Source organism: Variovorax sp. 679 (assembly GCF_003952185.1).
Classification (GTDB): domain Bacteria; phylum Pseudomonadota; class Gammaproteobacteria; order Burkholderiales; family Burkholderiaceae_C; genus Variovorax.
In genome coordinates this window covers 131,685-151,732 of record NZ_RXFS01000010.1, presented here as the reverse complement: position 1 = coordinate 151,732, position 20,048 = coordinate 131,685, and the positions used below count along the sequence as shown (strand labels likewise).

Here is a 20,048-nt window from a genome sequence, read left to right as displayed (position 1 = left end):
TCGAAAAACTGGTATATAATTCAAGGCTCGAAACGCGGGAATAGCTCAGTTGGTAGAGCGCAACCTTGCCAAGGTTGAGGTCGAGAGTTCGAGACTCTTTTCCCGCTCCAGTTTTGAAAAAGGGAAGCAGCAGCTTCCCTTTTTTTCGCTAGTTCGATTTCGTATTTCTGCGTGGCGCGATAGCAAAGCGGTTATGCAACGGATTGCAAATCCGTCTAGCCCGGTTCGACTCCGGGTCGCGCCTCCACTCTCTCGGTTCAACCAGATTCGACCCCGAACACCAAGCCCCGCCAACCGACGTTGCCGGGGCTTGTTTTGTTTGGGTTATCGTCGATGTCCAACCTGACGCCCGGATGGTGAAATTGGTAGACACATCGGACTTAAAATCCGCCGCTTCCTTAATCGGGGCATACGGGTTCGACCCCCGTTCCGGGTACCAAACTTACAAGGGAGCATTAGATGCCTCGCTACAACGCTCCATTTGAGATCCATGTGCACGGCGACGTGCCGTTGCGTTCGGATGCGACCTTCGAGCAGATCCAGGAGGCGCTCAAGCCGCTCTGGAAATACGCTGGCGCCAAGTCGCTGGCCGATGGCGCCACCAGCAGCTACGAGGAAGAACCCGGCATCCGCTTCGAGCAGAAGGACCACATGCTCCAGATGTGCTGGACTGTGGCCGGCGACGAGGATTTCCGCCAGGCACTCGACGAGATGTGCATGGGCCTGAACGAGCTCTCCGAACGCGGGGCGGCCATCGAGGTCACCTTCTACGACACCGATTTCGACGAGGAAGAGGGCGACCCCGAAGAAGAATCGCGCGACGACTTCCTGATGCTGTTCGTCGGCCCGAATCCGGCCGCGATCATGCAGGTGCAGCGCGACCTGCTGGTGGAAGACGTCGTCAATCTCATGGAGCGCCACTTCGACGGCGCGGAACTGGGCGGCGTGGTCGCTGAGATCGACCGCCTCTTCAGCGACCGCTTCGACGCACTCGTGAACTCGCTCGAGATCGGCAAGCGTCCGCGTGGTACCGGTGGGCCGGGCAGCGGAGGCAGCGGTGGTGGCCATGGCGGCGGCCGCCGTCCGCGCCACCTGCACTGATCCAGACCCGCTAGCTCGCGAGAAGAGGCCTCATGGCCCTGTTTCCCGCCTCCGCGCTGCGCCCTGGCGTGCGCAAGCGCGAGGTGTTCGGCTGGGCGATGTACGACTTCGCCAACTCGGGCTACACCACGGTCGTCATCACCGCTGTATTCGCCGCCTATTTCGTGGGCGGCATCGCCAAGGGCGCACCATGGGCCGCCTTCGCCTGGACGGCCGCGCTCAGCACCTCGTATGCCATCGTGATGCTCACGATGCCTGCCATCGGCGCCTGGGCCGACCTGCGCGCGGCAAAGAAGCGGGTGCTCGTCCTCGCGACCATCGGCTGTGTCTTCGCGACGGCGGCGCTTGCCTTCACGCCCAGCTTCTCGGGCGCCACCGGCGTCGCGCTGGCGATGGCGCTGATCGTCGTCTCCAACGCCTTCTATTCCTACGGAGAGTCCCTGACGGGCGCCTTTCTGCCAGAGCTCGCCACGGCCGAGGGTATGGGCAAGGTAAGCGGGTGGGGCTGGGCCTTCGGCTATGTCGGCGGCATGCTGGCGCTGGGCATCTGCCTTGCCTACGTGCTGTGGTCGCAGGCAAGGGGCCTGCCGGCGGCGCATTTCGTGCCGGTCACGATGCTGATTACGGCCGCCATCTACGGGCTGGCCGCCTGCGCCACTTTCGCGCTGCTGCCCGAGCGCGCGCAGCCCCGAGCCGCTGATGCCGGGCTCGGTGCATGGCAGCAGTTGCGCGCCACGTACAGGCAGGCACGGGCCTATCGCGACTTCATGTGGCTGCTGGCCTGCACGGTCTGCTACCAGGGCGGCGTGGCGGTGGCCATCACGCTTGCGGCCATCTATGCGGAGCAGGTGATCGGCTTCGTGGCGAGCGAGACCATGGTACTGATCTTCGTGCTCAACATCGCGGCGGCGCTGGGCGCCTTCTCTTTCGGCTACGTCCAGGACCGCATCGGCCACAAGGTCTCGCTGGCCGCGACGCTGGTCGCGTGGATCGCGGTCTGCATCATTGCCGCGATGGTGACGACCAAGGGCGGCTTCTGGTGGGCCGCATCCATCGCCGGGCTGGCCATGGGATCGAGCCAGTCGGCGGGCCGCGCCATGACGGGCTACCTGGCGCCGCCGCTGCAGCTCGCGGAGTTCTTCGGCCTCTGGACCTTCGCTACGCGGCTGGCGAGCATCGTCGGTCCGCTGAGCTTCGGCGCCATCACCTGGATGACCGGTGGCAACCAGCGCATCGCGATCCTATCGACCGCGGTGTTGTTCGTGGCGGGGCTGTTGTTGCTGCTGCCGATCGACATGCAGCGCGGCCGGCAAGCCGCGCTGCGTGCTTGACCAGCCTTTGGATCAAGGCAGCTTGTCGCCGAAGAGGCTGTCGTTGGTCAGCGGCCAGCCAACCTCCGGTGCGTAGCGCTTGGTCCAGTTCGCCGGGTCCTTCACTCGAGCCGCAAAGGCCGCCAGGTCCGTGCGGTCGAGTGAACCGGTGTAGATCGCATTCGTCTGGTTGGCGGGCGTCACCGTGAAGCTCATGCCCGTGCCGGCCGTCGTGACGGCATCGGGGATGCTGCCCGCTGTGCCGCCCAGAGTGATGGTCGCAAGGTAGTTGCCGACAGCTGTGATCTGTCCCGCCTGACCGTCGCCCAGTCCGGCGATGGTGCCGCCTGCGATGGCATAGACGGTTTCCGATTTGCCAATACCGCCCGGCGACCCGAGCGTGAAGCCCTTGTCCGCGATCGGATTGCCCGTGACGTCGGTCTGGATGGTCACGATGGTGCCGGCCGGCAGGTTCTGGTCGGCGGTCCAGAAGAAGGCCGATTCATTGGTGATGCCGGTGAATTCCGCCGTGCCCGCCTTGCGGTCGCGGTCGGTGAAGAGCACCTGCGTGCCGCCGCTCACGGCCTTCAGCAGCACGAAGGCATAGGCATCGGGTGCTTCGGCATTGGCGGCCATGAAGAGCAGGTCGCCGGCGATCAGCGGCGTGGCGCCGGCGGTCGTCGTGAAGCTCAGCTTGGTCGCATCGGAAATGCCCGCGAAGGCGTTGCCGGCCGCGTCGGTGACGGCGTTCGCATCCACCGTGACGTAGTAGCCGGTGCTGAGTTCGAGCGGTGCCGTCGGCACCAGCTTCACCACGTTGAAGGCCACCTGCAGGCGCGCGGCGGGGCTGTTGGCGTGGAAGGTCTCGATCACGGTGCCGTCGGCCTTGCGCAGCACGATGCTGCCGGAGCCCAGGCGCACGGCCTCGTTGAACGACAGCGTGATCGACGTGTCGAGGTTGACGCCCACGCGGCCGGCGGCCGGCATCGATTTCTTCAGCATCGGGGCGGCGGTATCGACCAGGGGCTTGCCCAGGCGTACGACGAAACCGTCGAATTTCTGGTCCGCGGGGGGCAGGTCCTTGGAGGCGGTCTTGCCGTCCCACTTGGTGTCGCCGTTGTCCAGCAGCAGCTGGACCTGCGTGCCGGCCTTCACGGGGCCCGGTACCTCGACCACTGACTCGAAGCTGCCACCGGTTTTCTTGCGCAGCGTGTCGAGGTCGTTCGACAGCTCGACCGGCGCGCTGTTCGGGTTGCCGTCCCAGGCGAACAGCGCGAAGTTGCGGTCCACCTCCGGCACGCTGGGGCCCGCCGGGCCGGCGGTGATCAGGTAGTTGCCGTCGGTGCCCTTGTCGATGGAGCGGATGCCGCGGCCGCCCAGTTCCAGCTCGATGGGGGCGCCGAAGGCGGCCTGCGTGGCGGTGCCGGCGATCAGTGCTGCGTAGTTCTGAACCGGCACGATCAGCGCCTTGGCACGCACCGTCGCGCCCGTCTGCGGCGCGCGGAAGCCGAGCCACAGGGCGGTGTCGCCCGGCGAACTTGTCATGCCCTCGATGGAGAAGCCGTCGACGCGCTCGGGCACGATGCCGGCGCCGGCCGACACCGCGAAGCCGAGGCGGTTGGCGCCGAGGCCGTGGCCGTTGCTCACGTCCCAGGCGACCAGCTGTGCCTCGAGCTGCGAGAACTTGCCGACATAGTCGAAGGTGGTGGCCGCGCCGGTGCCGCCAACCTTGACCGCGAAGAGGTGCGAACGATCGGCGGCCGCGTCGGCGCCGTCCTTCTTGTTGCTGTTGGAGCCGGTGAGATACAGCGTGTCGCCGATGCGCGTGCCAGCCTCCAGGTCGAGTTCCTTGGCCAGCTTGGGGCCTTCGAGCTCGTAGCTCCATTCCTTCACGGCGGCACCGCCGCCGCGGGGGTAGACGCGCAGCACGTTGGCCTCGTCGTCCGCCACGATCATGAAGTTGTCGGGCAGTGCGAAAGCGGTCGATGCGTCGGAAGAGCCCTTGGTGGTGCCCGCATTGGGAGTGAAGCGGGCCTCCGACACGAGCTGGTCGGGCTCGGGCTGCGCGGCCGGAGGTTGTGCCGGCTGGGCCGCTGGCGGCGCGGTGTTCGTGGGCGGGAGGAATCCACCGAAGCCTGAGCCGCTACTGCCGCCTCCGCAGGCGCCCAGCATCAGCGCGAGCGCGCCGGCGAGCAGGAGGGGCTTGAAGGGAATGCGGGCCTGGAAGTGTGAGTTCATTGTGCGCGGCAATACTTTTTGACAAACCGCGCATGCTGGTACTTTTGTGTGACGACCCGGTGAAAAAGTAGTTTCGGGTCAGGCCTCCGTCAGGGTGTCTGCTGCTGGAGCGACTTTGGCACCTTGTAGCGCTCTCCGTCGTAGCGCAGCGTGACGGTGTTGAACTTCGGGGGCAGCGCCTTCTCCACGCAGCCCTGGTCTTCCTGCTCCTGCGCCCGGCTTTGCAGCAGAGTGCGCGACAGCTGCAGGTCGCCGAAGCCGTTGCTGCTGCCCTTGCCGACCGACAGCATGGTGCGCAGCTTCTCGAAATGGCCGGTGCAGGTGGAGTCCCACCCGCCGTGGTCGTGATCGAGCTCAATCTCCTGCAGCACCTGGCGCAGCTGCTTGCCGTGGTGCACGTAGAGCCGCACCGTCTCGCTGGCCAGCGGGTTGCCGGGCGAGTCGCTGCCGCGATAGCGCACGCGCAGGCCGAAGGCGCGCGCCTCGGGCGACAGCACGTAGCGCGCGGTGTCGATGCGGATGTCCTGGATCGACGTGGCGGCGTCCTCGTCGAGCGCCTCGGGCTGCATGAGCCGGCCGATCACGGTGTCGCGGTCGGTGTTGCCGTTGTCGGGGCGCTGGATCAGCAGGATCTCGAGGTCGAACACCTTGGCGCCGCGGTCGGTTGTTTCGCGCGGCATCGGCAGCACGACGATGCTGCGTCCCGGAAAGGCCGGCCACACCTTGCAGGCCGCGAGCCGCTCGTCGAGCTGGCGATTGGGATGCAGCTTGGCGTGCATGCGCTCGGCAAGCCCGCTCTCGCAGGCTGCATGGCTCAGGCCGGCAACCGAAAGGCCCAGGAGGAAGAGGGCGGAGAAGGCGGCGCGGCGCGGCAGGCGCATGGTTCGGTCTTTGGGCTCAGGCCGTGGCTGCAACGGAAAGCCCGAGCCATTTGGCGGCTGCGGCTTCGAGCACGGCGACATTGCCGCTGCTCTGCAGCAGAAGACTACCGCTGCTGCCCTCGGCAAGCTGGCCCGCCGAGGCGAGCAGGCGCCGCGTCTGCTGGGCGACCGGCACGCCCGTGTCGATGAAGCGCAGCGTTGCCGGCGCATGCCTGCTCAGCTCCTCCTTCACGAGTGGATAGTGCGTGCAGCCGAGCACCACCGTGTCGACCTCGCCGGGCGCATCGCCGAAGGGGCCGGCCTCGGCCATGTAGCGTTCGCTCAGTGCCGCGATGCCGGCCGAATCGAAGCCTTCGATGGCTTTCACGAGTCCGTCGCAGGGCACGGGCCGGACGTCGGCCGACCCGGCAAACGAGGCGCGCAGCGCGGCGTACTTGGCGCTGGCAAGCGTGCCGCGCGTGGCCAGCACCGAGATGCGCCCGGTGCGGGTTGAGGCCACAGCGGGCTTGAGGCCAGGTTCCAGCCCCACGATCGGCAGGTCGGGGTTCTCGGCCCGCATCAGGTGCACTGCGGCGGTCGTTGCCGTGTTGCACGCGATGACGAGCGCCTTGATGCCGTGCTCGCGCCGCAGGTGCTCGATTACCCTGCGCGACTGCTCGATCACGTAGGCGTCTCCGCGTTCGCCGTACGGCGCATAGGCCGTGTCGGCGAAGTACACGAAGTTCTCGTGCGGCAGCTCGGCCCTCAGCGCGGCCAGCACGCTGAGACCGCCGACGCCGCTGTCGAAGACGCCTACGGGGCTCAAGCTTCTTCCATCATGATGGTCTTGAACTCGCCGCTGGCGATGCGCTTCTGCCACTCGGCCGGGCCGGTGATGTGCGCGCTGGTGCCGCCGGCGTCGACCGCCACCGTCACGGGCATGTCGACCACGTCGAATTCGTAGATGGCTTCCATGCCCAGGTCCTCGAAGCCCACCACCTTGGCGGTCTTGATGGCCTTGCTGACGAGGTAGGCAGCGCCGCCCACGGCCATGAGGTAGGCGCTCTTGTGCTTCTTGATGGCCTCGATGGCGACCGGGCCGCGCTCGGCCTTGCCGATCATGGCGATCAGGCCGGTCTCGGCCAGCATCATCTCGGTGAAGCCGTCCATGCGCGTGGCGGTGGTGGGGCCGGCGGGGCCGACAGCCTCGTCGCCCACCGGGTCGACCGGGCCGACGTAGTAGATGACGCGGTTGGTGAAATCGACCGGCAGCTTCTCGCCCTTGGCCAGCATGCCCTGGATGCGCTTGTGCGCGGCGTCGCGGCCGGTGAGCATCTTGCCGTTGAGCAGGATCGTGTCGCCCGGCTTCCAGCTCGCCACTTCGGCGGGCGTGAGCTTGTCGAGGTCGACGCGTTTGCTCTTCTTTTCGTCGGGTGCCCAGTTCACGTCGGGCCACAGGTCGAGGGAGGGCGCCTCGAGGTAGACCGGGCCGCTGCCGTCCATCGTGAAGTGCGCGTGGCGCGTGGCCGCGCAGTTGGGGATCATCGCCACGGGCTTGCTCGCCGCGTGCGTGGGGTACATCTGGATCTTGACGTCGAGCACGGTGGCCAGGCCGCCCAGGCCCTGCGCGCCGATGCCCAGTGCATTGACCTTCTCGTACAGCTCGATGCGCAGCGCCTCGACCTTGCTCAGCTCGGCGCCCGACTTCTTCTTGGCCAGCAGCTCGTGCATATCGAGGTCGTCCATCAGGCTTTCCTTGGCCATCAGCGCGGCCTTCTCGGCCGTGCCGCCGATGCCGATGCCCAGCATGCCCGGCGGGCACCAGCCGGCGCCCATGGTGGGCACGGTCTTGAGCACCCAGTCGACCACGCTGTCGCCGGGGTTCAGCATGACCAGCTTGCTCTTGTTCTCGCTGCCGCCGCCCTTGGCGGCCACGGTGACCTCGAGCTTGTCGCCCGGAACGATCTCCGTGAAGATCACCGCGGGCGTGTTGTCCTTGGTGTTCTTGCGGTCGAACTGCGGGTCGGCCACGACCGAGGCGCGCAGCGTGTTGTCGGGGTGGTTGTAGCCACGGCGCACGCCTTCGTTGATGGCGTCGTCCAGGCTGCCGGTGAAGCCGCCCCAGCGCACGTCCATGCCCACCTTGAGGAACACGTTGACGATGCCGGTGTCCTGGCAGATCGGGCGCTGGCCCGTGGCGCTCATCTTGCTGTTGGTCAGGATCTGCGCAATGGCGTCCTTGGCCGCGGGGCTCTGCTCGCGCTCGTAGGCGCGGGCCAGGTGGGCGATGTAATCGGCGGGGTGGTAGTAGCTGATGTACTGCAGCGCGGCGCTGATCGATTCGATCAGGTCGGCCTGCTGGATCGTGGTCGTCATGGTGGGGGGAGTTTTTTGGAGTGTGAAACGCCCCCCGATTATCTCAGCCGGGGCGCCTAGTGCGCCGCAGCCCGGGCTTGATCCACCCAGCCGTCGAACAGCTGCTGGTGCGCCCGGATCCACCCATCCGTGTGGCGCTCTACATCCTGCTGCGTGTTCGCACCCTGGCTCATGCGCAGGTTCTGGGCGTTGATGTCGCCGATCGGCAGCTTCATCACCTCGAAGAGCTTCGCTGCCGCCGGGTTCTTCTCGACGAAGGCCCGGTTGGCGACGATCTGCTCCTGGTTGGCCTGGAAGCCGTAGTTCTTGCCGTTGGGCAACTGGGTGTCGACGTTCCCGCCGTCGCCTTGCGACGACGAGAAGGGCACCTGCAGCCACACCACGTCGGCACCCGGGCGCAGCACGGCGCTCACCCAGTAGGGCGTCCACGTGTAGTACAGCACCGGCTTGTCCTGCCTGAAGCGGGCGATGGTGTCGGCCATCAGCGCGGCGTAGCTGCCCTGCCTGTGGGTGACGGTGTCGCGCAGCTGGTAGGCCGTGAGGTGGCTCTCGATGGCCAGCTCGCAGCCCCAGCCGGGGTTGCAGCCCGTGAGGTCGGCCTTGCCGTCGCCGTCCGTGTCGAACAGCTTCGCGATGGCCGGATCCTTCAGCTGCGCGATGTTGGTGATGCCGTATTGCTCGGCCGTCTTGCGGTCGATCAGGTAGCCCTGCACCGCGCCGTCGGAGTACACGCCCTTGCGCCACAGCCTGGCGTCGCCGCCGCTGTTCTTGTAGAAGTCGGCGTGCAGCAGGCTCCAGTGGTTGGCCATGAAGGTGGCGTCGCCGTTGGCGATGGCCAGGTGCTCGGTGGCGGGCTCCAGGTCCTTCATGGGCTCGACCTTGTAGCCGAGCTTCTCGAGCGCGCGCATCACCAGCAGCGTCTGGAAGGCTTCCTCGGCGAGCGAGCTTTTCAGCGGCTGCACCGTGATGCCCTTGCCCGGAAGGTCGTTGGCGGCCTGGGCGGCCACGCCCGAGGCTACGAAGGCGAAGGCCAGCAGGCCGCGTGCGATGAGGTGGGGTTTCTTGAGCATGTGTCCGGCGCCTCCTGTCACTGGGCCTGCGTTGACAGGGCGGGTGCCGGCTCGGCGTCCGCGCGGCCGGGAGCCACGGCGCGCTGCAGCATCCGCAGCCCAAGGCCGACCGGTCCGGTATGCCACCAGCGGCGGCCACCGCTGCGGCGCGACTTGCCCATGGCCTGCGTCAGCCGGTCCAGCGAGATCGCCAGCAGCACGATGCCGAGGCCGCCCACGGTCGCCAGGCCCATGTCGAGCCGGCCGATGCCGCGCAGCACCATCTGGCCCAGGCCGCCCACGGCGATCATCGAGGCGATCACCACCATCGACAGCGACAGCATCAACGCCTGGTTGATGCCCGCCATGATCGACGGCATGGCCAGCGGCAGCTGCACCTTCACCAGCATCTGCCACGGTGAGGCGCCATAGGCGCGCGCGGCTTCGATCAGGTCGGGGCGCACCTGGCGAAGGCCGAGGTTGGTCAGGCGCACCAGCGGTGCCAGCGCGAAGACGATCGTGACGATCACGCCCGGCACGTTGCCGATGCCGAACAGCATCACCACCGGCACGAGGTACACGAAGGCGGGTGTGGTCTGCATCGCGTCGAGCACCGGCCGCATGATCCGCTGCGCCCGGTCGCTGCTGGCCAGCAGCACGCCCAGCGGCAGGCCGATGACCATGCAGAACACCAGCGAGGTCAGCACCAGCGACAGCGTCACCATCGCCTCGGGCCAGATGCCGAGCATGGCTACCAGCAGCAGCGCCACCGTGGTGCCGATGGCCAGCGCGCGGCCGGCGAACTGCCAGGCCAGCAGGCCGATGAGCGCGATCATCGCGAGCGTGGGCAGGCCGGTGAGCATGGCCTGCACCCAGTTCAGCGTGCTGTCGATGGGCAGGCGAACGGTCTGGAAGAAGGGGCGGAAGTGCTCGACCACCCAGCCCAAGCCGCTGTTGATCCAGGACTCGACGGGAAGGGAGCCGTCCCAGAGACGGTGCAACTGGAAGCCGCCGGTGGCGGCGTCGGCCTGGCCGGCCAGTTGGTGGGCGGCGTTCACCGGAGCGTCGAGCCAGGCGCTGGTTGCCGAGGCGTCGGGCGCGGCCGAGAGCGCTTCCCATGGATCGACGAAGGTCGGGGCCGCGGGCGCATCCAGCACCGGCGCGCTCAGGTCGGAAGGAAGTGTGTTGTCGTTCATCGTTCAAGGTCCTCCGTGAATTCAGTGCGGCTCGGCGGCGAGTGCGGGGGCGGCGTTGGGCGAGACGGGCTCGATCGGCGGCGTGTCGCGGTCGAGGAACTTGAGCAGCGTCGTCTTGCTGATCGCGCCGCAGAAGCGGCCGTCGCTCGCAACCACCGGCAGTGCGCACGGCGCCTGCGCGAGCTGGCCGATCAGGCCCGCCACGGGGGCTTCGGCGTCGATGCGCGGCAGGTCGTCGAGGAACGCGTGCTGCAGCCCGAGCGGGCCCGAGTGCCCGTCGAGCGCGCTGCGCAGCGTGTCCGCCGACACCACGCCCAGGTAGCGCCTGTTCGGGCTGGTCACGTAGGCGAAGTCGCGGTCCTGGTCTTCCAGCAGCTTGAGCGCCGCGCGTGCGCCGCGCTCCGGATGCTCGCAGACCACCGTGAGCGACTTGCGCGCGATGTCACCCGCCTTGAACACCGCCGCAGCATCCACGCCGCGCACGAAGCTGCGCACGTAGTCGTTGGCGGGGCTGCGCAGGATCTCGTCGGGCGTGCCGACCTGGATCACCTGGCCGTCCTTCATGATCGCGATGCGGTCGCCGATGCGCATGGCTTCGTCGAGGTCGTGCGAGATGAAGACGATGGTGCGGCGCTGCTCCTGCTGCAGCCGCAGCAGTTCCGACTGCATCTCGGTGCGGATGATCGGGTCGAGCGCCGAGAAGGCCTCGTCCATCAGCAGGATCGACGGGTCGGAAGCCAGCGCGCGTGCCAGGCCCACGCGCTGCTGCATGCCGCCGGAGAGCTCGTCGGGGTAGCTGTCGCCCCAGCCGGCCAGGCCCACCTGCGCGAGCGCCTTGTCGGCCTGCGCGAGGCGCTCCTTCTTGCCGGTGCCCGAGAGTTCGAGGCCGAAGGCGGTGTTCTCGCGCACCGTCATGTGCGGCATCAGCGCGAACGACTGGAACACCATGCTGATGTCCTTGCGGCGCAGCGCGCGCAGGTGGGCGTCGGAGTGCTCGTTGATGTCCGCGCCGTCGATCACGATGCGACCCGCGGTCGGCTCGATCAGCCGGTTCAGCAGGCGCACCAGCGTCGACTTGCCCGAACCCGAGAGGCCCATGATGACGAAGATTTCTCCAGCCTGGATCTCGAAGGTGGCGTCGAACACGCCGATCGACTGGCCGGTGCGCGCCAGGATCTCTTTCTTGGAAAGTCCTTGCCGGACCAGCTCCAGGGCTTGCTCGGGCTCGTCGCCGAACACCTTGAAGACATGGTCGATGAGAATTCCTTTGGCCATACGTCGGGGCTCCTTGGGTGAAGGGTTGACAGATCGCCACCCTCCGAAAGGGCGACGCGACCACGCCCCCAGCCCAACGGATGTGGGCTGCCGACAGGCACTGAGGACGACAGGGCGACGAAGCCAGTGCCCGCCGGATGCTTCATTCGCAGCGCGACGGGCCTGGTCGAGGGGCGCCGCCTGGATGAGCGTGACGTGGCAATGGGGACGGAAAGATCCGGCCGGTTTGCCGGGCATGGCCCGGCGGGAGCACCTTGCACCGCGACGGGATTCGAGGATCCGCGAGTAGTGAAGGCTTGACCAACAGCGTCATCATGACTTGTTGGTCGTCAGAAGCTATGGATCATAACTTTTTGACATGATGAGGTCAAGGCGAAGGCCGTGGCGCCTCTGTCGGCGACAGCGCAATGCCCTCGTCAGATGAGAGCTACTCTCATCGGGGCGATACTCCGGGGCGCGCCGGAAAGCGGCGCGACCTTTCATGATCCTGCGGAGCTTTTTCTCATGACGACTTCCCCCAAGACCCGTGCCGAGCGCGATACCTTCGGACCGATCGACGTGCCGGCAGACAAGCTGTGGGGCGCGCAGACGCAGCGCTCGCTGCAGAACTTCGACATCTCCGGCGAGCAGCAGCCGCGCGAAATCATCAAGGCGCTGGCCCAGGTCAAGCGCGCTTCCGCCGTGGTCAACCACGCGCTGGGCCTGCAGGACGAGAAGAAGACCAAGGCCATCGTGGCCGCGGCCGATGAAGTCGTCGCCGGCAAGCACCCGGGCGAGTTCCCGCTGGTGGTGTGGCAGACCGGCTCGGGCACGCAGACCAACATGAACGTCAACGAGGTGCTGGCCAATCGCGCCAGCGAAATCCTCGGCGGCGAGCGCGGCGAAGGCCGCCTCGTGCACCCCAACGACGACGTGAACCGCAGCCAGTCGAGCAACGACGTGTTCCCGACCGCCATGCACGTGGCCGCCGTCGAGGCCATCACGCACAGGCTGCTGCCCGCCATCGCCAAGCTGCGCGGCACGCTTGAGCAGAAGTCGAAGGACTTCGCCGACATCGTGAAGATCGGCCGCACCCACCTGCAGGACGCCACGCCCCTCACGCTGGGCCAGGAGTTCTCGGGCTATGTCGCGCAACTCGCGCACGGCGAGGCGCACGTGCGCGCCGCGCTGCCGCACCTGTGCGAACTGGCGCTGGGCGGCACGGCCGTCGGCACCGGGCTCAATGCGCCCAAGGGCTATGCGGAGCAGGTGGCGGCCGAGCTGGCGAAGCTCACGGGCCTGCCGTTCGTGACCGCGCCGAACAAGTTCGAGGCCATGGCCAGCGTCGACGCGCTGGTGCACGCCCACGGCGCGCTGAAGACGCTCGCAGCCAGCATGAACAAGATCGCCAACGACGTGCGCTGGCTCGCCAGCGGCCCGCGCAGCGGCATCGGCGAACTGAGCATTCCCGAGAACGAACCAGGCTCGTCGATCATGCCGGGCAAGGTCAACCCGACGCAGAGCGAAGCCGTGACGATGCTGGCCGCGCAGGTGTTCGGCAACGACGTGGCCATCAACATCGGCGGCGCCTCGGGCAACTTCGAGCTGAACGTGTTCCGCCCGATGGTGGCGCACAACTTCCTGCAGAGCGTGCGCCTGCTGGCCGACGGCATGGTGAGCTTCAACGACCACTGCGCCGTGGGCATCGAGCCCAACCGCGAGCGCATCACCGAGCTGGTACAGCGTTCGCTGATGCTGGTGACGGCGCTGAACACGCACATCGGTTACGACAAGTCGGCCTACATCGCCAAGAAGGCGCACAAGGAAGGCACCAGCCTGCGCGAGGCGGCGATCGCCTCGGGTCACCTGACGGCCGAGCAGTTCGACCAATGGGTGGTGCCGGAGAACATGACCGGCCGCTGACCAGGCCCGCTCAAACAAAAAAGGACCCGCGAGGGTCCTTTTTTGTTGCCTGCGGCTCAGTAGCCGATGGTGTAGCGCTGGCGCGAGTGCGCAGGCCTTTCGAGCTCGTCGATGAACGCGATCGCGTAGTCCGCGAAGGTGATCCAGCTGCGGCCTTCGGCGCTCACGAGCAGGTCGTTGCTGCCCAGGCGGAACTTGCCCGTGCGCTCGCCTTCGACGAATTCGGCGGAGGGCGAAAGGAAGGTCCAGTCCAGGTCCTTCTCGTTGCGCAGCGTGTCGAGGAACACGCCGCCGGCCGAGGCTTCGGCGCGATAGGCATCGGGGAAGTTCGGCGTGTCGATCACCTTCAGGCCGGGCGCTGCGAACAGGCTGCCCGCGCCACCGACCACCAGCAGGCGCTTCACGCCGGCGCGCTTCGTCGGCTCGATGATGGCTGCGGGGGGCACCGTGGCGAAGTGCGCGGCGCTGAACACGGCGTCGTGGCCGGCCAGAACCTTTTCGAGGGCGGCGCCGTCGAGCACGTCGAGGTCGATGGCCTTCACGTTGGCGCGACCGGCCAGCTTGGTGCTGGCCTTGCGAGCGATGGCGGTGACGGTGTGGCCGCGGCGCAGGGCCTCTTCGAGAAGCTGGCTGCCGGCGCGCCCGGTGGCGCCGATGATGGCGATATGGCTCATGAGTGACTCCTGTGAAAGATCGGATGGGATGAGTCGAATCTTAGGTTTCTGCTTTCGAAAGAAATACCTCGATTTACGCGCTTGTTTATTCCTAAAATCGTTCGAATGGACCGATTGAATGCAATGCGCGTGTTCGTGGCGGTGGTCGATTCGGGCAGCCTTTCAGCCGCTGCCGACAAGCTCGACATGTCCCGCCCTGTGGTCACGCGCTACGTGGCCGAGCTGGAGCAATGGACCGGCGCGCGCCTGCTGCACCGCACGACGCGCCGCCTGAGCCTCACTGCCGCCGGCGAAGAATTGCTGCCACGCTGCCGTCAGGTGCTCGAGCTCACGGGCGACATGCAGGCCGCGGTGCGGCACCCCGCCGAGGCACCGCGCGGGCAGTTGCGCATCACCGCCAGCACCTCGTTCGCGCAGGCCCAGCTGGCCGATGCGATGGCCGAGTATGTGCGCCTGTACCCGGGCGTGGCGGTCGACCTGGTGCTGCTGGACCGTGCGGTGAATCTCGTCGACGAGCGCATCGATCTCGCGATCCGCGTGGCGGCGGAGATCGACCCCAACCTGATCGCGCGGAGGCTCACCGACTGCCGCTCGGTGGTGTGCGCGTCACCGGGCTACCTGAAGGAGCACGGCCGGCCGTCGAGCGTGGAAGAGCTGGCGCAGCGCAACTGCCTCACGCATTCCTACTTCGGGCGCAGCCTGTGGAACTTCACGCGCAAGGAAAGCGGGGAGCCGGTGTCGGTGGCCGTGGGCGGCAACGTGTCGACCAACGATGCGGCGAGCCTGATGCACCTGGCGAGGGCAGGGGCCGGCATCGCGATGCTGCCGACCTACCTCACGTCGGAGCTGTTGCAGAAGGGGGAATTGGTGCGGCTTTTTACCGATTTCGAGCCGCAGGTGGTGGGCATGTACGCGGTGTATGCCTCGCGCAAGCACATGCCGGCAACGCTGCGCACGATGCTCGACTTCCTGGCCGCGCGTTTTACCGAAGTGCCTGCGTGGGACGTTGTGCAGCACGCAGGCTAGGGGCAGGGCTCAGTGGCCGTCGCCGGCGTGGGGCGGCGGGCTCATCAGCCGGTCGGTGTAGGCGATGGCCATGGCCGACAGCAGGAACGCGATGTGGATCACGGTCTGCGCGATCAGCACGCGGTCGGTGTAGTTGTCCGCGTTGATGAAGGTCTTCAGCAGGTGGATGGAGCTGATGCCGATGATGGCGGTGGCCAGCTTCACCTTGAGCACCGAGGCATTCACGTGGCTCAGCCACTCGGGCTGGTCGCGGTGGCCTTCGAGGTCCATGCGGCTCACGAAGGTCTCGTAGCCGCCCACGATCACCATGATGAGCAGGTTGGAGATCATCACCACGTCGATGAGCGCGAGCACCACCAGCATGATGACCGTCTCGTTCAGCGTGCCGACCGGTGCGGTGGTCTTGTAGCCGATGCTGGTGATCAGCGCCTGCAGCGCTTCCTTGCTGCCGAAGGCGGCCTCGACCAGGTGCAGCAGCTCGACCAGGAAGTGCACCACGTACACGGCCTGCGCCACGATCAGGCCCAGGTACAGCGGCAATTGCAGCCAGCGGCTCGCGAAAATCAGCTTGGGCAGGGGCCGCAGCGGCGAACCACGGCGTGGTACGGGCGGGTTCCGGGTGTCGAAGGGATCGGGTGCGGACATCGGCAGGGCGGTGTTTGAGGACCGGGGATTCTAGGGGTGTCCCAGTGACGCACTCGTGATAACCCCGAGTGGGCTATCGGACAGGCTCTAACATCGCAACCGTCAGTGACCCGTAAGTGGGTCCGCCGACATTACGGCCGCACCCATCCTGGAGACAAAGAGCATGAGCAGCAGCGCATCGAAGAACATTGAATCCGTCCTGGTCGAGAACCGCGTGTTCCCGCCCGACGCCCGCGCCACCGATGGCGCGCGCATTTCCGGCATGGCTGCCTACGAGGCCCTGTGCAAGGAGGCCGAGCAGGACTTCGAAGGGTTCTGGACCCGCCTGGCCAAGGGCAACCTGCAGTGGACCAAGCCCTTCACGAAGACCCTCGACGAATCGAATGCGCCGTTCTACCAGTGGTTCGGCGACGGCGAACTCAACGCCAGCGCCAACTGCCTCGACAGGCACGTCGGCACCCCGGTCGAGAACAAGACCGCGATCATCTTCGAAGCCGACGACGGCACTGTCACCAGCGTCACCTACAAGGAGCTGCTGGCCCGCGTGAGCCAGTTCGCCAATGCGCTGAAGGCGCGGGGCATCAAGAAGGGCGACCGCGTCATCGTCTACATGCCGATGACCATCGAGGGCGTCGTCGCCATGCAGGCCTGCGCGCGCATCGGCGCCACCCACAGCGTGGTGTTCGGCGGTTTCTCGGCCAAGGCGCTGCAGGAGCGCATCATCGACGCGGGCGCGGTGGCGGTCATCACGGCCAACTACCAGCTGCGCGGCGGCAAGGAACTGCCGCTCAAGGCCATCGTGGACGACGGCATCGCGCTCGGCGGTTGCGAGTCGATCAAGACCGTGTTCGTGTACGAGCGCACGCCCACCGCGTGGAATCGCGTCGAGGGCCGCGACATCAGCTTCACCGAGGCGCTGAAGGGGCAGGGCACCGAATGCGCGCCCGTGCCGGTCAACGCCGAGCACCCGCTCTTCATCCTCTACACCTCGGGCTCCACCGGCAAGCCCAAGGGCGTGCAGCACTCCACCGGCGGCTACCTGCTGTGGGCGAAGCTCACGATGGACTGGACTTTCGACATCCGCCCCGAAGACGTGTTCTGGTGCACGGCCGACATCGGCTGGATCACCGGCCACACCTACGTCGCCTACGGCCCGCTCGCGGCCGGCGCCACCCAGGTGGTGTTCGAGGGCATCCCGACCTTCCCGCACGCGGGCCGCTTCTGGCAGATGCTCGAGAAGCACAAGGTCAGCGTGTTCTACACGGCGCCCACCGCCATCCGCTCGCTCATCAAGGCGGCCGACGGCGACGAGAAGGTGCATCCGAAGAACTGGGACCTCACGAGCCTGCGCATCCTGGGCTCGGTCGGCGAGCCGATCAATCCCGAGGCGTGGATGTGGTACCACCGCAATATCGGCGGCGAGCGCTGCCCCATCGTCGACACCTTCTGGCAGACCGAAACGGGCGGCCACGTCATCACGCCGCTGCCGGGCGCCACGCCGCTGGTGCCGGGCTCGTGCACGCTGCCGCTGCCGGGTGTCATGGCCGCCATCGTCGACGAGACGGGTAAAGACCTGCCCAACGGCGCGGGCGGCATGCTGGTCATCAAGCGGCCGTGGCCCTCGATGATCCGCACGATCTGGAACGACCCCGAGCGCTTCAAGAAGAGCTATTTCCCCGAGGAGATGGGCGGCACGATCTACCTCGCCGGCGATGGCGCGGTGCGCAGCGCCGACCGCGGCTACTTCCGCATCACCGGCCGCATCGACGACGTGCTGAACGTGTCGGGCCACCGCCTGGGCACGATGGAAATCGAGTCCGCATTGGTCTCGAAGACCGACCTCGTGGCCGAAGCCGCCGTGGTGGGCCGCCCCGACGACGTGACCGGCGAGGCGGTGTGCGCCTTCGTCGTGCTCAAGCGCGCGCGCCCGACCGGCGAGGAGGCCAAGCAGATCGCCAACGAGTTGCGCAACTGGGTCGCCAAGGAAATCGGCCCCATCGCCAAGCCGAAGGACATCCGCTTCGGCGACAACCTGCCCAAGACCCGCAGCGGCAAGATCATGCGGCGCCTGCTGCGCAGCATCGCCAAGGGCGAAGCGATCACGCAGGACACGTCGACTCTTGAGAATCCTGCGATCCTGGAGCAGCTGTCTCAGACCAACTGAGCACTAGTGCTGTAGGACGTGGCCGTTAATGCGGCCATTTGCGCCGAACGGGGCTCTTCGCTGAGGTAAAACCGTCGCAACCACCGTGCGCCTCGATGCGCACGGGTTCCGACGTGTTCGATCTTTCCGAAGGAGGCCCCCATGGGCGTGAGATCCGCTTTTCTCTTTGTCGTCGTGCTGCTCATTGCGGCGCTGGCCACGCTGAACTGGGGCACGCTGTCCGCGCCCACCGATGTGTGGCTGGGTTTCATGACCGTCTCGGCACCGCTGGGCCTGATCATGCTTGGCCTGACCACGGTGCTGGCCGCCTTCTTCCTCGTCTACGTGCTGTACCTGCACAGCTCGGTGCTCCTGGACACCAAGCGCCACACCAAGGAAATGCAGGTCCAGCGCGACCTGGCGGACAAGGCCGAGGCTTCGCGCTTCACCGAGTTGCGCAACTTCCTGGAGGCGCAGGAGAACAAGCACATGGCGCAGAACGCCGATCGCCAGTCGGCGATGCTGGCGCGGCTGGAGCAGCTCGAGACCGCGATCCGCCTGCGCTCGGATCAGACCGACAACACCATGGCCGCGCACATCGGCCAGCTCGAGGACCGCATCGAGCGCCGGCCGGTGCCCGCGGACATCAATCCGCAGGCCTGAGGCCTCCGGGGCTTACTTCGTCGACAGCACCCAGGCGGCGAGCTTCTTCGCGTCGGCTTCGCTGACCTGGTTGTTCGCCGGCATCGGCACCGGCCCCCACACGCCAGAGCCGCCCTTCATGATCTTGCTGGCGAGGGCGTCGACCGCGCCCTTGTCGTCCTTGTACTTCGCGGCCACGTCCTTGAACGACGGGCCGAGCACTTTGCGTTCCACCGCGTGGCAGCTCATGCAGTTCTTCGAGGTTGCCAGCGCCAGGTCGGCGAAGGCGGGCGCGGCGAGTGCCGCAAGGCCGAGGCCCAGGGCTGCCGACAACAAGACTCTTTTCATGGGGATGTAATTGGTAAGGGCTGAGTTACATTCGACTCAACGCGATTGTAGGTAGCACCGTGCACGGCGCACGGATGCGTTGCCAGTACGACCCGGAGGGATTCGCGATGTGGTTTCTCGGCTTGGGCCTGCTTGCGCTGGCCCTCAAGTATTTCGAAGTGGGCATGGTTGCCAGCTGGAGCTGGTGGATCGTGCTGTCCCCGTTCGCAATGGCCGTCGCATGGTGGGCCTGGGCCGACTCGTCGGGCTATACGAAGCGCAAGGTCGTCGAGCGGGAAGACCGGCGCAAGCAGGCGCGCATCGACCGGCAGAAGACCAACATGGGCATGAAGACCAGCAACGGGCAGCGCCCGCGCCGCTGAGTCGCAGCCGCCGTCGGCCCGAGTCCCCGCACTGCATGCTTCACGCTGACGTGCCATGGACGAGGAAGCCACCACCCGAGCGCTGATCGTCTTCGGACTTTCGCTGCTGCTTGGCCCGGCCATCGGCGGGCTCGTGGGGTGGCTCAAGAACTTTTTCTGGGGCGTGGGCGTAGGCGCATTGCTGATCGGCTGCGCCGGGCTCTATGGCTCGGCCACCATCGGCTGGCACCGGTACCAGTCGATTGCCGGCACCGCCAGCGTGCAGGGCAGCCTGGTCGAGTTCGTCGACGAGCGAACCACGGATGGCAAGGGCCGCACTACGGTGTCGCGCGCGCCCGTCGTCGAATACACCGCATCGGATGGGCAGAAGCGCCGCGTCAAGGGGCTGGGCGGCGGACTGTCGGACAAGGAGTGGGGCGATCCGGTGGAGGTGCGCTACAGCGTGGCCGACCCTTCGCAGGCACTGGTGGCCGATTTCCAGAACATGTGGGGCGGTGTCTGGGGGCTCGGTATCTTCGGCGCGTTTCCGGCGATGTTCGGCCTGTTCTTCATCGGCATGGCGCTGAAGGAAGGGCGCAGCGGGTACGGCTACGGCAGCAGGCCGCCACCGGCGCGCGAACCCACCCCCGGACAGAAGCTCTGGCGCACGCGCGGCACCGTGCTTGCCAACCTCGTCTTCCTGGCCGGCTTCGCGCTGGTGTTTCTCTATCCCGATCCGAACCCGATGAAGCAGTTCGGAGCGGGCTTCATGACCATCGGTGCCGGCGCCATGCTGCACTTTCTCGTGCAAAGCCTGCCGCCAGCGATGGAGTTCCAGTCGCGCAGCATCCTCGCGATCGTGGGCCTTGGCTTTATCGCCTTCGGCTACGGCGCGTGGATGATGGCCTAGACAAGGCTCGCC

At 66.9% G+C, this 20,048-nt stretch carries 18 protein-coding genes and 3 tRNA genes; 11 read left to right on the top strand and 10 right to left on the bottom strand.

All coding sequences use genetic code 11. From position 1 onward, the window contains the following. Positions 1–34 precede the first annotated feature (34 nt). From EJO71_RS25200 to EJO71_RS25180, 5 genes are all read left to right on the top strand, one after another. A tRNA-Gly gene (locus EJO71_RS25200) sits at positions 35–110 on the top strand. Positions 111–173: 63 nt separating this feature from the next. Continuing rightward, positions 174–247: transfer RNA gene (locus EJO71_RS25195), tRNA-Cys, on the top strand. 100 nt (positions 248–347) lie between these two features. Continuing rightward, positions 348–439 (top strand) — tRNA-Leu (locus EJO71_RS25190). Between the two features lie 20 nt (positions 440–459). Further along, positions 460–1,101 carry a DUF6806 family protein gene (locus tag EJO71_RS25185; protein WP_125951413.1) on the top strand — a complete coding sequence of 214 codons (642 nt, stop codon included), beginning with the start codon at positions 460–462 and terminating at the stop codon, positions 1,099–1,101. A gap of 32 nt (positions 1,102–1,133) precedes the next feature. Next, complete coding sequence (locus EJO71_RS25180; protein WP_125951414.1) at positions 1,134–2,432, top strand: MFS transporter; 1,299 nt, start codon at positions 1,134–1,136, stop codon at positions 2,430–2,432. A 12-nt stretch (positions 2,433–2,444) separates the two neighbouring features. Here EJO71_RS25180 and EJO71_RS25175 read toward each other — a convergent pair whose 3' ends face one another. The 7 genes from EJO71_RS25175 to proV all read right to left on the bottom strand — a co-directional run bounded on the left by EJO71_RS25175 (position 2,445) and on the right by proV (position 11,405). Continuing rightward, positions 2,445–4,649, bottom strand: coding sequence for an Ig-like domain-containing protein (locus tag EJO71_RS25175; RefSeq protein WP_125951415.1), 2,205 nt, complete (start codon positions 4,647–4,649; stop codon positions 2,445–2,447). Positions 4,650–4,738: 89 nt separating this feature from the next. Further along, the gene (locus EJO71_RS25170) at positions 4,739–5,530 is read right to left on the bottom strand and encodes a hypothetical protein (protein ID WP_125951416.1); all 792 of its coding nucleotides are present in this window, start codon (positions 5,528–5,530) and stop codon (positions 4,739–4,741) included. Positions 5,531–5,546: 16 nt separating this feature from the next. Continuing rightward, positions 5,547–6,335, bottom strand: coding sequence for a glutamate racemase (murI, locus tag EJO71_RS25165; protein ID WP_125951417.1), 789 nt, complete (start codon positions 6,333–6,335; stop codon positions 5,547–5,549). Then, positions 6,332–7,885, bottom strand: a complete 1,554-nt coding sequence (locus tag EJO71_RS25160) for a fumarate hydratase (protein WP_125951418.1) — start codon at positions 7,883–7,885, stop codon at positions 6,332–6,334. Before EJO71_RS25160 ends, murI begins: the two co-directional genes overlap by 4 nt. Before the next feature lie 56 nt (positions 7,886–7,941). Beyond that, positions 7,942–8,955, bottom strand: coding sequence for a glycine betaine/L-proline ABC transporter substrate-binding protein ProX (proX, locus tag EJO71_RS25155; protein WP_125951419.1), 1,014 nt, complete (start codon positions 8,953–8,955; stop codon positions 7,942–7,944). 17 nt (positions 8,956–8,972) lie between these two features. Next, entirely contained in the window at positions 8,973–10,130 is a 1,158-nt protein-coding gene (gene proW, locus EJO71_RS25150) for a glycine betaine/L-proline ABC transporter permease ProW (RefSeq protein ID WP_125951420.1), read from the bottom strand. Positions 10,131–10,151: 21 nt separating this feature from the next. Continuing rightward, the gene (gene proV / locus EJO71_RS25145; RefSeq protein ID WP_125951421.1) at positions 10,152–11,405 is read right to left on the bottom strand and encodes a glycine betaine/L-proline ABC transporter ATP-binding protein ProV; all 1,254 of its coding nucleotides are present in this window, start codon (positions 11,403–11,405) and stop codon (positions 10,152–10,154) included. A 504-nt stretch (positions 11,406–11,909) separates the two neighbouring features. Between proV and fumC the strand changes: the two genes are divergently transcribed. Next, the gene (gene fumC, locus EJO71_RS25140; protein WP_125951422.1) at positions 11,910–13,307 is read left to right on the top strand and encodes a class II fumarate hydratase; all 1,398 of its coding nucleotides are present in this window, start codon (positions 11,910–11,912) and stop codon (positions 13,305–13,307) included. Positions 13,308–13,363: 56 nt separating this feature from the next. Here fumC and EJO71_RS25135 read toward each other — a convergent pair whose 3' ends face one another. After that, positions 13,364–13,981, bottom strand: a complete 618-nt coding sequence (locus EJO71_RS25135) for an NAD(P)-dependent oxidoreductase (protein ID WP_125951423.1) — start codon at positions 13,979–13,981, stop codon at positions 13,364–13,366. 105 nt (positions 13,982–14,086) lie between these two features. On the opposite strand from EJO71_RS25135, the gene EJO71_RS25130 reads away from it, so the two are divergent. Next, entirely contained in the window at positions 14,087–15,007 is a 921-nt protein-coding gene (locus EJO71_RS25130) for a LysR family transcriptional regulator (RefSeq protein WP_125951424.1), read from the top strand. Between the two features lie 9 nt (positions 15,008–15,016). Here EJO71_RS25130 and EJO71_RS25125 read toward each other — a convergent pair whose 3' ends face one another. Next, entirely contained in the window at positions 15,017–15,652 is a 636-nt protein-coding gene (locus tag EJO71_RS25125) for a YqhA family protein (protein WP_125951425.1), read from the bottom strand. A gap of 163 nt (positions 15,653–15,815) precedes the next feature. Between EJO71_RS25125 and acs the strand changes: the two genes are divergently transcribed. After that, the gene (gene acs / locus EJO71_RS25120) at positions 15,816–17,816 is read left to right on the top strand and encodes an acetate--CoA ligase (RefSeq protein ID WP_125951426.1); all 2,001 of its coding nucleotides are present in this window, start codon (positions 15,816–15,818) and stop codon (positions 17,814–17,816) included. A gap of 141 nt (positions 17,817–17,957) precedes the next feature. Beyond that, the gene (locus EJO71_RS25115; RefSeq protein ID WP_125951427.1) at positions 17,958–18,458 is read left to right on the top strand and encodes a LapA family protein; all 501 of its coding nucleotides are present in this window, start codon (positions 17,958–17,960) and stop codon (positions 18,456–18,458) included. 12 nt (positions 18,459–18,470) lie between these two features. Here the strand turns inward: EJO71_RS25115 and EJO71_RS25110 are convergent, their stop codons facing one another. Then, positions 18,471–18,785, bottom strand: a complete 315-nt coding sequence (locus EJO71_RS25110; RefSeq protein ID WP_125951428.1) for a c-type cytochrome — start codon at positions 18,783–18,785, stop codon at positions 18,471–18,473. Positions 18,786–18,892: 107 nt separating this feature from the next. On the opposite strand from EJO71_RS25110, the gene EJO71_RS25105 reads away from it, so the two are divergent. Both EJO71_RS25105 and EJO71_RS25100 read left to right on the top strand, forming a co-directional pair. Continuing rightward, positions 18,893–19,147 carry a TIGR04438 family Trp-rich protein gene (locus tag EJO71_RS25105; RefSeq protein ID WP_125951429.1) on the top strand — a complete coding sequence of 85 codons (255 nt, stop codon included), beginning with the start codon at positions 18,893–18,895 and terminating at the stop codon, positions 19,145–19,147. A gap of 55 nt (positions 19,148–19,202) precedes the next feature. Continuing rightward, positions 19,203–20,036 carry a DUF3592 domain-containing protein gene (locus EJO71_RS25100; protein ID WP_125951430.1) on the top strand — a complete coding sequence of 278 codons (834 nt, stop codon included), beginning with the start codon at positions 19,203–19,205 and terminating at the stop codon, positions 20,034–20,036. The last annotated feature ends 12 nt before the right edge of the window (positions 20,037–20,048 follow it).

What these genes read in the sequence shown, in the direction of transcription:
- EJO71_RS25115 (WP_125951427.1), top strand. Translation starts at nt 17,958, where the DNA reads ATGGGCGTGAGATCCGCTTTTCTCTTTGTCGTCGTGCTGCTCATTGCG.
- proW (WP_125951420.1), bottom strand. Translation starts at nt 10,130, where the DNA reads ATGAACGACAACACACTTCCTTCCGACCTGAGCGCGCCGGTGCTGGAT.
- EJO71_RS25180 (WP_125951414.1), top strand. Translation starts at nt 1,134, where the DNA reads ATGGCCCTGTTTCCCGCCTCCGCGCTGCGCCCTGGCGTGCGCAAGCGC.
- EJO71_RS25125 (WP_125951425.1), bottom strand. Translation starts at nt 15,652, where the DNA reads ATGTCCGCACCCGATCCCTTCGACACCCGGAACCCGCCCGTACCACGC.
- EJO71_RS25105 (WP_125951429.1), top strand. Translation starts at nt 18,893, where the DNA reads ATGTGGTTTCTCGGCTTGGGCCTGCTTGCGCTGGCCCTCAAGTATTTC.
- EJO71_RS25135 (WP_125951423.1), bottom strand. Translation starts at nt 13,981, where the DNA reads ATGAGCCATATCGCCATCATCGGCGCCACCGGGCGCGCCGGCAGCCAG.
- proX (WP_125951419.1), bottom strand. Translation starts at nt 8,955, where the DNA reads ATGCTCAAGAAACCCCACCTCATCGCACGCGGCCTGCTGGCCTTCGCC.
- EJO71_RS25160 (WP_125951418.1), bottom strand. Translation starts at nt 7,885, where the DNA reads ATGACGACCACGATCCAGCAGGCCGACCTGATCGAATCGATCAGCGCC.
- acs (WP_125951426.1), top strand. Translation starts at nt 15,816, where the DNA reads ATGAGCAGCAGCGCATCGAAGAACATTGAATCCGTCCTGGTCGAGAAC.
- proV (WP_125951421.1), bottom strand. Translation starts at nt 11,405, where the DNA reads ATGGCCAAAGGAATTCTCATCGACCATGTCTTCAAGGTGTTCGGCGAC.
- EJO71_RS25110 (WP_125951428.1), bottom strand. Translation starts at nt 18,785, where the DNA reads ATGAAAAGAGTCTTGTTGTCGGCAGCCCTGGGCCTCGGCCTTGCGGCA.
- fumC (WP_125951422.1), top strand. Translation starts at nt 11,910, where the DNA reads ATGACGACTTCCCCCAAGACCCGTGCCGAGCGCGATACCTTCGGACCG.
- EJO71_RS25170 (WP_125951416.1), bottom strand. Translation starts at nt 5,530, where the DNA reads ATGCGCCTGCCGCGCCGCGCCGCCTTCTCCGCCCTCTTCCTCCTGGGC.
- EJO71_RS25130 (WP_125951424.1), top strand. Translation starts at nt 14,087, where the DNA reads ATGGACCGATTGAATGCAATGCGCGTGTTCGTGGCGGTGGTCGATTCG.
- EJO71_RS25175 (WP_125951415.1), bottom strand. Translation starts at nt 4,649, where the DNA reads ATGAACTCACACTTCCAGGCCCGCATTCCCTTCAAGCCCCTCCTGCTC.
- EJO71_RS25100 (WP_125951430.1), top strand. Translation starts at nt 19,203, where the DNA reads ATGGACGAGGAAGCCACCACCCGAGCGCTGATCGTCTTCGGACTTTCG.
- EJO71_RS25185 (WP_125951413.1), top strand. Translation starts at nt 460, where the DNA reads ATGCCTCGCTACAACGCTCCATTTGAGATCCATGTGCACGGCGACGTG.